Origin of the sequence: Vibrio sp. L85, assembly GCF_963871815.1 — a bacterium.
Taxonomy (GTDB): Bacteria; Pseudomonadota; Gammaproteobacteria; order Enterobacterales; family Vibrionaceae; genus Vibrio; species Vibrio harveyi.
In genome coordinates this window covers 105200-118215 of the sequence record NZ_CAWMYL010000246.1, presented here as the reverse complement: position 1 = coordinate 118215, position 13016 = coordinate 105200, and the positions used below count along the sequence as shown (strand labels likewise).

The 13016-nt window shown below is 47.2% G+C and carries 9 protein-coding genes; 5 read left to right on the top strand and 4 right to left on the bottom strand.

Annotated features, from left to right (window positions below):
* Positions 1 to 72: 72 nt before the first annotated feature.
* Together AACR11_RS27390 and AACR11_RS27385 are read right to left on the bottom strand one after the other, a co-directional pair.
* Positions 73 to 1485 carry a TolC family protein gene (locus AACR11_RS27390; protein ID WP_029788421.1) on the bottom strand — a complete coding sequence of 471 codons (1413 nt, stop codon included), beginning with the start codon at positions 1483 to 1485 and terminating at the stop codon, positions 73 to 75.
* 137 nt (positions 1486 to 1622) lie between these two features.
* Complete coding sequence (locus tag AACR11_RS27385) at positions 1623 to 2036, bottom strand: hypothetical protein (protein WP_029788422.1); 414 nt, start codon at positions 2034 to 2036, stop codon at positions 1623 to 1625.
* 314 nt (positions 2037 to 2350) lie between these two features.
* Between AACR11_RS27385 and fdhF the strand changes: the two genes are divergently transcribed.
* The 3 genes from fdhF to AACR11_RS27370 all read left to right on the top strand — a co-directional run bounded on the left by fdhF (position 2351) and on the right by AACR11_RS27370 (position 8230).
* On the top strand, positions 2351 to 6589 hold the full coding sequence (fdhF, locus tag AACR11_RS27380) for a formate dehydrogenase subunit alpha (RefSeq protein WP_029788423.1): 4239 nt from the start codon (positions 2351 to 2353) through the stop codon (positions 6587 to 6589).
* 92 nt (positions 6590 to 6681) lie between these two features.
* The gene (locus tag AACR11_RS27375; protein ID WP_029788424.1) at positions 6682 to 7608 is read left to right on the top strand and encodes an endonuclease/exonuclease/phosphatase family protein; all 927 of its coding nucleotides are present in this window, start codon (positions 6682 to 6684) and stop codon (positions 7606 to 7608) included.
* A gap of 250 nt (positions 7609 to 7858) precedes the next feature.
* Positions 7859 to 8230: a hypothetical protein gene (locus AACR11_RS27370; protein ID WP_005452561.1), complete on the top strand. Its 372-nt coding sequence runs from the start codon at positions 7859 to 7861 to the stop codon at positions 8228 to 8230.
* Positions 8231 to 8385: 155 nt separating this feature from the next.
* Here the strand turns inward: AACR11_RS27370 and AACR11_RS27365 are convergent, their stop codons facing one another.
* Positions 8386 to 9249 carry a MurR/RpiR family transcriptional regulator gene (locus AACR11_RS27365; protein ID WP_079325294.1) on the bottom strand — a complete coding sequence of 288 codons (864 nt, stop codon included), beginning with the start codon at positions 9247 to 9249 and terminating at the stop codon, positions 8386 to 8388.
* Between the two features lie 89 nt (positions 9250 to 9338).
* Positions 9339 to 10610: an amino acid deaminase gene (locus AACR11_RS27360; RefSeq protein WP_029788426.1), complete on the bottom strand. Its 1272-nt coding sequence runs from the start codon at positions 10608 to 10610 to the stop codon at positions 9339 to 9341.
* A 179-nt stretch (positions 10611 to 10789) separates the two neighbouring features.
* Here AACR11_RS27360 and AACR11_RS27355 point away from each other — a divergent pair, with 179 nt between their 5' ends.
* Together AACR11_RS27355 and AACR11_RS27350 are read left to right on the top strand one after the other, a co-directional pair.
* Entirely contained in the window at positions 10790 to 12235 is a 1446-nt protein-coding gene (locus tag AACR11_RS27355; protein WP_029788427.1) for an N-acyl-D-amino-acid deacylase family protein, read from the top strand.
* 51 nt (positions 12236 to 12286) lie between these two features.
* A complete protein-coding gene (locus AACR11_RS27350; RefSeq protein ID WP_005425100.1) occupies positions 12287 to 12679 on the top strand; it encodes a RidA family protein in 393 nt (130 codons plus the stop codon).
* The last annotated feature ends 337 nt before the right edge of the window (positions 12680 to 13016 follow it).

Here is a 13016-nt window from a genome sequence, read left to right as displayed (position 1 = left end):
GCATGACGCTACAGCGTTGTTGACTGCTCTATATCGGTCACCTGTAGCCCCAACGTTTTTGGGAATCACAAATTAATATGTCGAGATAGAGCGAGCTTCTGGAGAAGCCACTTGATAATCGAAACCACCGAGTAGGGTGGCTAAATTGCTGTTTGCGATGTTGAGATCGGTGAGCAGACGTTGTTGCTCTAATTGCAGAGCCAATTCGTCTGTCGTGGCTGAAATCACATCGTTAAACTGCGCTGTGTTGTTTTGGTAGCCCCGCTCAACGGCTTGAATGCGCGCTTTCGCTTGGGGCAATAAGGTGGATTGGTAACGTTCTAAACGTTGGGTTAAGTTGCCGCGATCAACCAGCAAAGTGTTCACCTTGGCATTCATCTGCGTTAATAAGGTGTCTTTTTGTGATTGTGCTGCACCAACTTGGTATTGTGCGGCAGCGAGATTGCGATCTTGGCGATCACCCGTGAACAGTGGAATGTCCATGGTTAGATAAGCGCTGACCAAGTCTGATGCTGGCTCACCCTTCATGTTATTGGCTTGACGATAAGCGTACATAACCTCCACACCAAACTGCGGGTTATAAGCTTGTTCAGCAATCTCTACCTGAGTTTTATTGGCAGAAATACTCACATCGGCCATTTTAACCATTGGGTGCTGACTAAGTTGTTGGTAGTGCTTGGTGGAATCTTTGCTGGAAGCAAGTTTGCTATTCAGTGTATCCCAGTTGAGTTGATTGGTAGCGTACAGAGCCTGTTCCGTCGCTAACCAGTCCGAGCCTAGCCATTCCGAAAGCTGAGAAACAAGGCGTCGCTGCATTTGCGCATTGGCTTGCAGTTTTTCATCCAGCTTGCTCACTTGTAATTGAGCATTGAGTAGGTCTTGCGCCTCACTCTTTCCAATCGAATAGTTGGTTTGAATAAAGCTTTCCATCTCCTTCATCAACTTGCGGTTCTCAAACAAGATTTGCTCAGCTTTTTGCTGATATCCAAGCTCTAACCATAGTTGAGTCATGCTGTTGGCAACCTCAAGTTCGCGAGCATGAACTTGAAGCCCAAGCCCATCGGCTTGTTGATTGGCTTTCTTCTGTTGCAGATCGAGCGTGGAGCCACGTTCGAATTGCTGCATTAAACCAACAGAGATGTTGGTCATTGGGTCGTCATCGAACTTAAAGCTGTCGACAGGTAAACCACCAAAACCCACTTTGAGTTTTGGATCCATTAAGGTAGAACTTGCAACACCCGTTTCACGCATCGCAGCGGATTGCGCTGAATATTGTTGGCGGTTGCCATCATTGCTCAGGGCAACATTGATCAGTTGCGCGAGTTTTTTTGATGATGTGCGCATCTCTGGCGCAGTAAGGTTTGCTGCTTTGGTTTCTTTGCTCGGCACTTTTGTATTTGGCATCGCCGCATTCACCAAAGTTGGAGCAGAAACCAAAGCCAAGGCACACATAGGTGCAGCAAGGCGGTATGGTCTAAAATCCATAATCTAAATCCAGTGTTTGCCGAAACGACGAAGAAGGGTTTGGCTTAAAGCAGAAACAGTAATCCAGATTTATCTGCGTCGTATTGGCACATTAAAACCACCTGCGATAGCTACGCAGGGTCGAATGCAATACAGATTTAAATTATTGGAGGTCGGTACAGGTCACGGCTGACGTGTACAACAGGGGAGGTGACTTCAGGAGTAATTGCCGCGCGATAAACGATCGGTAATGCGCGATTGGCAGGGACAGGTAGGGGGAGGAAAACCAGAGAACAAGCCGCCGTGCAGCAGGTGTGAACCATGCCGGAGCCTCCACCGCAGTTCATTCGGCTTTCTCTCACTTCACCGTCTTCTGTGATGGATACGTCCATCATTCCTGGCATGCCACAATGTTCACTGTCGTCCATCATCATAGATTGTCCATGATTCATCACGCCATTTGACATCATTTGGATGTTCATGAAAGGGGCACTATTCGCCACGCTTGATACTAATAGCATCAGCGTTGTGAAGAGAGTTAACCAAGTTGTATGCAGCGATTTTAGGCGCATACCTTTTCCCGTGTATTTGATGAAATGATGAAAACCACTCGATTCTAAAGGTTAACCTTAGGGTAAGGTCAATGTTTTATTACTCTTCTTATCAAAATAGTTCAGCCAACCATTTTTCGCATTATCTGACGAGTAAAACGTTTGTTGAACACTGATTCCTAGGACTTCGTGCAAGAAGCTCATTCTTTTTATGACACGTAAAAAATGTGGTTTATAAGTTTTACATCACACTAACTTGTCTTACAAATGATTATCCTTATAGAATGCATGGTTTTACTTGTGCAGATTTGGATTTGCTTTGCTGCGGGGGTTGCATGATAGAAATTGTCATCGATGGAAAATATAGAATTGTAGAAGAGGGTTTAACCCTTTTAGAAGCAGCAAAAGTGTGTGGGGTCGAGATCCCATCGCTGTGCGGAATGAACAAAAGTAATGAAAAAGTGCCGTGCGACTTGTGTGTGGTTGAAGTCGAAAGTGGCGGCACTAAACGCGCGTGTGAACTCGAAGTTTACCGTGGTCTCAATGTGGTTACGCAATCAGAGCAGTTAAGCGAGCACCGCAGGAAAGCACTTAACCGCATCATGACGGACCATTACGCCGATTGTGAAGCGCCATGTAAAACCGCGTGTCCAGCGGGTGTAGACATCCAATCCTACCTTTATCACATCGCACAGAACGATCATCAAAAAGCGATTGAAGTGATTAAGCGTACGCTTCCTATGCCGTTATCGATTGGTCGTGTGTGTCCGGCATTCTGTGAGAGCGAATGTCGCCGCTCGTTAGTCGATGAGCCTATTGCAATTCGTCAGCTTAAACGTCATGCCGCGGATGCGGATTTGTCTGCGCATGAAGCCTATGTACCAGAAAAGAAATCAAGCAAAGGTTTGAACATTGCCGTCGTAGGCAGTGGTCCTGGTGGTCTAACGGCTGGCTACTACTTATCGAATGAAGGCTACGACGTCACTGTCTTTGAATCCATGCCAAAAGCGGGCGGTTGGTTGCGTTATGGTATTCCTGAATATCGCCTACCAAAAGACATTCTCGATAAAGAAATCGAACTGATGTGCCGCAATGGCATGCAGGTTCGCACCAACCAAAAACTGGGTGTGGATTTCACGCTTTCTCAATTGAGCGAAGAATACGATGCAGTGTGTTTGGCTGTCGGTGCGTCTCAAGCGGTTGAAATGCATTACACAGGCAGCGACCTTGAAGGTTGTTACCTGGGCGTTGATTACCTGAAAGATTACGTTACTGAGCAAAACTACGTTACGGGTCAGAAAGTCGCGGTGATTGGTGGTGGTAATACGGCAATTGACTGTGCTCGTACTGCACGTCGTGCTGGTGCAGACACCACATTGATTTATCGTCGTACACGTGACGAAATGCCGGCGGAAGACTACGAGATTGTCGAAGCGGAACACGAAGGGGTGAAATTCCACTTCTTGACCAACCCTGCAGAAAACCTTGCCGATGAAACCGGACGCGTGAGTGCGATTCGTCTAGAGCACATGGCGTTGGGTGATCCTGATGCATCTGGTCGTCGAAGCCCTAAACCAACCGGCGAGTTCTTTACCGAAGAGTTCGACACCGTGATTGCGGCAGTATCGCAAAAGCCAGATCTGAGCTTCCTCGAAGGCGAAGATTTGTCGATTCCGCTTACGCGCTGGAACACCTCTGATGCCGATGAAAAGACCATGCACACCGGCACGGGTAACATCTTCAGTATCGGTGATTTCCGCCGTGGTCCAGCAACGGCGGTTGAAGCCGTGGGTGATGGTCGCGTTGCGGCAAAAGCCATTGACCTGTTTTTGAATGGCGATATGGCGGATATGCCAAAGGCGGTGTTCAACTCGCGCAAAGAGAAGAAACTTTCTCAAGTCGATCCGCTTCACTTCGAGAACATCCAAAAAGTCGCTCGCTCTATCATGCCTGAACTGACTCCAGCACAACGCGAGCAGAGCTTCGCTGAAGTGGAATTAGGCTTTGATAACGAAGAAGCGATGAAGGAAGCTGCGCGCTGTCTAGAATGTGGTTGTCAGGCAAATACCGATTGTGCGCTGCGTGATTACTCCACCGAATATGAAGCTGAGCAAAGCTTTGACTTCTCCTTGCAGATTAAATCACATCAAGATTGGTTAGATCTTCGTGCGAAAGACTTGCGTCATAAGTACGAAGTTGACCGCAGTTCTGAGTTTATTGAGTTTGATGCTAATCGCTGTATTAGCTGCGGTCAGTGCATCCAAGCGTGTCGCGACAAAGCCGTGCACGGTGTACTGAACTTTGTGTGCGATAAACAAGGTCGCCCTGCGTTACGTCCAGACGATCGTCCACACTTTGGAAGTAACAAGAATGGTTTAACTCTGATGGGCGATTCGAACTGCGTGCAATGTGGCGCGTGTGTTCAAGTGTGTCCAACGGGGGCGATGGTCGATAGTCGTGACCGTTCGCAAGGTCGTACTGAAGATCTGAAAGCGGTCGACACCATTTGTACATACTGTGGTGTGGGTTGTAAGTTGACTATGTTCGTGGACGAAGCAACCAATACGATTCGTTACGTGAAAGGCGGTGACTCGCCGGTGAACCAAGGCATGCTGTGTGTGAAAGGGCGTTTTGGTTTTGACTTCATTGGCAGTGAAGAGCGTCTTACCACGCCATTGATTCGTAAAGACGGTTGGTTGCAGCCTGCAAGTTGGGAAGAGGCGATTCAGCTGGTTGCGAGCAAGTTCTCTGGCATCAAGCAAGATTTTGGCAGCAACGCATTGGCGGGTTTCTCTTCAGCGAAAACCACCAACGAAGACAACTACGCGTTCCAAAAATTTGTCCGCCGTGAATTGGGCACCAATAACGTCGACCACTGTGCGCGTTTGTGTCACGCATCGAGTGTAACCGGTCTTGAGGCATCACTCGGTAGTGGTGCAATGACCAACGACATTCCGAGCATTAAGCACTCTGATGTAATCTTTATTATTGGTTCGGATACCACATCGGCGCACCCGATTATCGCTTCACATATCAAACAAGCAATTCGTCATCACGGCGCTCGTTTGATTGTAGCTGACCCGAAACGTGTCGATATGGCAGAGCATGCTGAGTTGTACATGGCGCACCGTCCGGGTACTGATGTGATGCTCCTGAACGGCGTCATGCAGCAGATCATCAAGAACGGTTGGTACGATCAAGAGTACATCGAAGAACGTGTCGACGGCTTTGATACCTTACTGCAAGAGGTGATGTCGCCAGCTTACAACCTCGATAAAGTGGAGTTGGTTACAGGTGTTAAAGCCGAAGACATTCAAGCAATGGCGCGTATGATTGGCACGGCAGATCGTACCGCTGTGTACTACTCGATGGGTATTACTCAGCACACGACAGGTCATGACAACGTGCGTTCTATCGCTAACCTGCAATTACTGTGTGGCAACATCGGTATTGAAGGTGGTGGTATCAATCCGCTACGTGGTCAATCAAACGTGCAAGGCGCGTGTGATATGGGCGCTTTGCCAAACAGTTTCCCGGGTTACCAAAAGGTATACAACCCAATTGTGCGTCAGAAGTTTGCGATTGAATGGAACGCGCCAAATCTGCCTTCTGAGCAAGGTCTAACCCTGACAGAAATCATTGATGCGGCTTGCCATCGTGACGTTCGTGGTATGTACATCATGGGTGAGAACCCAGTATTGAGTGACCCGAACCAAGCGCATGTGATTGAAGGCTTAGAAGCGCTCGATTTCTTGGTGGTTCAAGACATCTTCCTAACGGAAACCGCTCAATACGCGGATGTGGTTCTGCCTTCTTGCTCGTTTGCAGAGAAAGCGGGGCACTTCACCAATACGGAACGTCGTGTTCAGCGTGTGAATCCGGTTGTAACGGCACCGGGTGAAGCGAAAGAAGATTGGTGGATTATTCAAGAAATCGCCAATGCAATGGGCAGTGATTGGGACTACCACTGCGTGTCTGATATCACTAACGAGATTGCACGAGTGACGCCTCAATACGCAGGCCTTCGTTGGGAGGTGATAACGCCAAACGGAGTGCAATGGCCGAGCAACAAGAACAACCCAGCAGGTACTCGCATCATGCACCAAACCCAGTTTACTCGTGGTAAAGGTCAAATGGTGGGCGTACCGTTCCGTTATGCGGCTGAGCTGCCAGATGAGGAGTATCCGCTTGTGTTAACGACTGGTCGTGTGCTTGAGCAGTTCCACACCGGCACTATGACGCGCAAAACCAAAGGGTTGGATAATCTTGCTGGTCCACGTGCGATGGTGAGCGTGGAAGACGCAGAAGCGCTAGGCATCAGTAATGGTCAGCGTTTGAAGGTGTCTACACGTCGCGGCAGCATTGAGATTGATGCTTTTGTGACTAAGCGAATTCAAAAAGGTGTGGTGTTCATTCCATTCCACTTTGTTGAATCCCCGGTGAACCGCCTAACGACAACAGCGACTGATCCGCATGCGAAGATCCCTGAATTCAAGGTCGCCGCGGTTAAGGTGGAAGTGAGCGAAAAGGTTCTACATACAGAGCCTGCAACGGAAGCGATTCATACTATTTAAGCTGATACGCTGCGTATTGGTCAGCGACGCACTGGCGAGTTAGCAAACTACATATAAGCTTATGATATGTAATCGCTAAACGAGCAGTGCGTGTGCTGAGAGTCATTAAATGGATCATGTTGTTTCTACCTGCATCAATTTGGCTGGTGGCAAGGCAATATCATGATATCTGGTGGGCGGAGAATCTGACCTCGATTCCCGCCCTCATTTTATTCATCTATTTCAGTCTCGCTCTCGTGCTTTTAGTCTTTCGTCGCTGGGCGAAGGCGCTTACCTCAATCGTGATCAGCAGTGCTTTTGTTCCATTTCTCTTACCTGCACACATCAACCGCAGCGAAGCCTGTGAGCACCCACTGACAATCATCCAGTTCAATCTGTTTTACGAAAACCCAGACATCAATCAGTTTATTAACTACTTGCTAAAACATCCCGTGGATTTGGTGGTGATGCAAGAGCTCTCGCCACAAGTAGGGAATAAGTTGCACCTTCTCGATGATATTTATCCTTTTTATTACGGAGGGCAGCGTGGCGTTGGTTACCCTTCTAACCAGATGATTCTAAGTCGTTATCCTTTGGAGTCAGTCTCGATTTATCACACCCCTGATGGGCAAGAAGTGATTCACGCTGTATGGCAAGTAGATGAGCCTATTACTTTGATGACAGCACATCCTCCTTCGCCAAGAACTGAGCTGTTGTGGCAACGCAGAAATGCACTGATTCGAACCATAGAAACTCTTACTGATTTGTACCCAACACCGGAAATGATTGTGATTGGGGACTTTAACCTATCTGCAGTAAGTCCTAGGTTTAATGAGTTGTTTTCACGTTTTCATTCCCAACCTGTCGCCAGTTGGCCTGCGTCACTCAAAGGCATATCTGTCCCCTCGATCGCGATGATAGGCATCGATCACCTTTGGCTTAAATCAGAAAAGGCTGACAGAAAAATTTGCTCACGTTTATCGTCGAGCCAGCCAAAGGGGTCAGATCATAGGTTAGTTACGACTCTAATAGGACAATGAACTGGTACTTTTTAATGGCAAGATGATCAAAGAACCAAAGTTTCTAATTATTTAGAATGAGGTCAGATTGTGCTACGGCTTGTCATGGAATTGACGGATTCTGGCCGTCGCTTGTTATTTGTGTGAATTCTTTAACCTAAACTTCATCCGCTTTCTATACTGAAAGTATACCCAAGCCGTTCTTATGCAATCAGTACGCAAAAGTGGAGCGGGTATAACAAGAAATTCATAACGATAAGAGGCAACTTGCATGACAAGAACTACCTCAGCAGTGTTAATACTTATTTTAATGAGCGCTTACTTTGCCTATAACCGCTTTTACGTTTATCCGCAAAAGTTAGAAACACAGGCGGAATCGATGCTGATCCAAATGGCGAACCGAGAAGAGTGGCTGGATGTACATGAGATGATGGCGCGTGTAGAAGAGCACAAAGCTCATCTAGAACTCAATGCCGACATTACCTCGACCAACGGTAAGCGGGCTTACAGTGAAGGTTATATCACTTACAGCGACCGCAGCCGAAATGTCTGCAAGCAAGTAGTCTTCAATTTTAAAATCAACTCACTAAGAAGCTACATAATCTCTGATTTGCATGATTGCTCTTGGGGCGAATACTACTGAATGCTGCATCTTGAAGTCACTTGTATATAGCATGGTGAGTAGCTGATATCTTTCAATCGTCCCTTTACCAAGTAGCGAATAAACAAAAGCCCGATGTTGAATATCGGGCTTTGTCGTTTCCGGATTCGACTGTCATCGATATGAGTTACCTCGGTTTAATCCCCGAGAGGCTGTCTTTCCAAACCGCCACGATAAGAGTCGAGGGCAACTTTGAGTCGACGAAGTTTATCGCGCGAGCGTCGCTTATGATTAACGGCTAATGCCATTGAAAGTACATCAACCAAAGCCAACATCGCGTAACGAGAAGCGGATGGCTTGTAGATGAAGTCCGTCTCTTGGTGCTCAATAGGCAGAACCAAATCGGCTTGCTCAGTCAAAGGCGTGTCTTTCGGAGTAATCACAATGACTTTTACGCCGTACTGCTTGGCTAATTGCGCGGTTTCTATGATGGCAGGGGTATAGCCGGTGGCTGAGATCATCACCAACACATCGTTCGCGTCTGCAGTCGCCGCAATCATGCGCGATAACAAGCCATCGTTGTACGCCACAACAGGATAGCCTAGACGGAACAAACGATGCTGCATCTCTTGTGCTGCAATGGTTGAGCCGCCACCCATACCAATGCAGATCACTTGTCTTGCGTTGTGCAACCAGTTCACAGCAGTGTCGATATCTTCTTCAACAATCAAACTGCGGTTTACATCAAGGGATTGCTTGATCGACTCATAGATGCCTTGGTAGCCACTTTGATCAGGCGGTTCAAGGATGAATCGTTGTCCAACCGTTAAGGTTTGTGCCAGTTTGATCTTCATCTCACGTACGTTTTTACAGCCAACAGCTTTAGCAAAACGGGTGATGGTGGCTTCACTCACTTCTGCGCTTTCTGCCAGTTCAGTAATGCTGGCATTGGCGGCAGTTTGAATGTCGTCCATGATCAACTTCGCGACCTTCTTTTCGGCATCGCGCAGCGCACTGAAACGTTCAGTGATTTGAGAGATAATATCGACTTCTAAACTCAAGCTGTGTTCCTATCTATTGCATGGAGGCGATTGTGCCGCCTCCACTGGTTTGGCATGAAGTATAACGAAAAGCCTCACTAAGCTCATCATCAGAAACGGGTTTTCACCCAATGAGTGACTTGATACTCATCATCACAAACCGCCACGGCACGCCACTTATCAAACGTTAAACATGGATGAGAGGTTGAGAAGGCAATCATATCACCCACTTGAAGGTCGCTGTTTGCGTCTACTTCGATGAACGCATGCTGATCCATCATTGCGGTCGTTACCGCACTTTCAATAGAGATTGACTCACCATCGCGGTAAGCGCGCTCGGGCGTTGGTAATCCGGCATCAAACGCCACGTCACGTTTGCCAAAGCCGGCAACTAGCTTGGTTGGCTCGGGGCGAGAAATGACATAAGCCCAAAGCTCTAGTGCCGATTCTAAATCACCACCTAAATCACACGCCGCACCTTGGTTGTTTTCAGCACGCTGCATGACTTTGTTTTGTGCGTCTAGGTAAATGCCTGTGTCATGAATCGCGTAGCAACCTGGGCGAATTATGGCGTCAAAATCTTCTAGGTTGGCGAAGCATTCAGAAACCACGTCATACCAAGCAGAGCCTGCGCCAGTAACAAGAGGTTTGGACTCAATCAACTTGTCGTTTTGTAGTTGAGCTGCGATTTCTAATGTGGTGTTGAGGAAGTCACGGATGTCCTGCTCAGCATTGTCACCATGAATGACACCTTCGTAAACCTCGATACCTTTGAGCGTAAGGTGAGGTTGCTGGTGGATGAGTGTGGCTAGCTCAACCACATCTTGTTGGTTTCGGCATCCACAGCGACCGCCTTCGACACCAAACTCAATCAGTACATTAAGCGGCAACTGATATTCAGCGAAGGCACGCTCGAGCGCTTTGACGTTTCGGATTGAATCCACACAGCAATAGAAGTTGATTCCATGGGTTTCAATCAAGTTGGCGATGATAGTCATGTTAGCGCGCCCGACTAGTTGGTTCGCCATGATGATGTTTTTCGCTCCGCCTAGCGCCGCAATCTCTGCCTGAGCTGGCGTTGCGACGGTAATGCCCCAAGCGCCGTTTTCTAATTGCTGCTGGAAGAAAGCGGGAGTCATGGTGGTTTTACCGTGCGGTGACAACTTCACTTTGTGCTGATTGGCAAAACGCTGCATCCAATCGAGGTTGTTCTTCAATGAAGAAGATTTGATCACCGCAGCGGGCAAGGTGATCTCTTCATGGATCAAACTGTGTAACCCATCGGAATTGCACGCAACAGGTTGAGCCTTTTCTCCGTAACCTGGCGTGGTAACACACTCATTATGATAGTTTTTATCACACTTTTGGCGATTGTCTTTCATGGCGTACCTACTTCTAACATGGTCTAAGTGATTGATATTAAGTGTTTGTTGCTAACCACCATAAATAATATGTTAGAAAGTATCAAACAAATCTGAGTTTTTTGTGTGTTTCTTCACTGTTTAAATTTCAAGAATTATTAAGATGGAATCATGTTAACGACGGACGAAGAGAGTGAAGTATGTTGTTCGATACCATTATCAAAAGCGTAGAGGTATTTGACGGTACGGGTGCAGCACCATTCATTGCTGATGTTGCGATTCGTCAAGATCGTATTGAGCAAGTAGGGCAGCTAGACGAGCTTTCTGCAAAGAAGGTTATCAACGGTCAGGGTCTTGCGTTGGCTCCGGGATTTATTGATGTGCACACGCACGATGACACCAATGTGATTCGTTACCCTGACTGCTTGCCAAAGATCAGCCAAGGCGTGACGACGGTAATCGTAGGTAATTGCGGAATTAGCGCGAGTCCTGCGGTACTCAGTGATACTCCGCCAGATCCAATGAACCTATTGGGCAAGCAGGAAGACTTCAAATATCCAACCTTTGCGGGGTATGCGAAGGCGGTGCAAGCAGCGAACCCTGCGGTCAACGTTGCAGCGTTAGTCGGTCACACAACTTTACGTAACAACGTGATGGACGACTTACTGCGCACGGCAACCGATGAAGAAATCGAGCAAATGCGTCAAACATTGGCGCAAGCGATGGAAGAGGGCGCGTTGGGTTTGAGTTCGGGTCTTGCTTATGCGAGTGCCAAGCAAGCGAACGCGGATGAAGTGATGCGCCTAGCGGAAATTCTCGGTCATCACGGTGGTATCTACACCACACACATGCGTACTGAGTTTGAAGAAATCATCAGCGCAATGGAAGAAGCCTTTGAAACTGGGCAGTACGCCAAAGTGCCAGTGGTGATTTCTCATCTGAAATGCGCAGGTGCAGGCAACTGGGGACGCACGGTAGAAGTGCTGGATTTGATGGATAAGGTTTCTGAGCATCAAGACGTGTCTTGCGATTGCTACCCATATTCTGCCAGTTCTTCAACGCTGGATTTAAAACAGGTGACGGATGAAATCGACATCTTCATCACCTGGTCTGAAAGCAAGCCAGAACACGCTGGCAAGATGCTGAAAGACATTGCTGACGAGATGCAACTGCCTCTTATGGAAGCAGCAAAAGCGTTGCAACCTGCGGGTGCGGTTTATCACTGCATGGATGAAAACGACGTCAAACGTGTCCTTAAGTATAAGTTGACCATGGTGGGCTCGGATGGATTACCAAATGACCCGCATCCACATCCACGTTTGTGGGGCACATTCCCGAAAGTCTTGGGGCATTACTGTCGTGAAGAGCAGCTTTTCCCATTGGCAGAAGCAATTCACAAGATGACGGGGATGTCGGCAACACGCTACCAATTGAAAGATCGTGGGGAAATAAAAACAGGCGCTTACGCAGACTTGGTTTTATTTAACCCAAATACAATTAAAGATACTGCAACGTTCGAAAATCCAATTTCCGTCGCGCAAGGTATTGAATCTGTATTTGTAAATGGCGAAATATCTTATTTAAAAGATAAAGTCACCGAAAGTAGAAATGGCGTATTTATTTATAGAAATAATACCCATCAATAACTTATTAAATAAATTAATTTTATAGATTGACCATTATCACTGGAGAATATTATGTCAATTAAACGTTATGGTGTAGAAGGCGGCGTAGGTACTGGCGGTCAACATTTACCATTTGCACGTGCAACTGAAGCGGGCGGCTTCTTATACGTATCGGGTCAAACACCAATGACTGATGGCGAAGTGGTAGAAGGCGGTATCGTTGACCAGTCTCGCCTAGCGATTCAAAACTGTGTCGACATCATGGAAGAAGCAGGCTACACGCTTGCTGACGTGGTACACGTAAAAGTGGTATTAACGGATTCTCGTTACTTCCAATCGTTCAATAAAGTGTTCAGAGAGTTCTTTGGCGACCACCCACCTGCACGTATTTGCATGGTGTGTGATCTCGTGGTGGACGTGAAAGTCGAAGTCGATGTGACTTGCTACCGCGAAGATCGCCGATAGAAATCACACTTTACCTAATTAAATGATGCCCAAGTAACCTCAAAATGCTTGGTTCAGCGAGAATGACTTGGTTTGAAGGCGAGGCAACAATTTGAAGATCTAGTGGTTCTAAATCGAAAATTGTTAACGAAGCATGCGAACCAAGGCAACTCGCCCTTCGGGAGCGTGTCACTGAAGCAACTTCATCGTCAAACAACTTGGAAATAGCGTGCTATTCCGCTTCGTTGTTTTCCTTGAACTTGAATCAGTGACGACGCTCTGAATCTAGCATCTTGAAGTCACTTGGGTATTGAGTGCCAAATATAATTACTTTCCTGTTATTATCTTTTTGGCACTC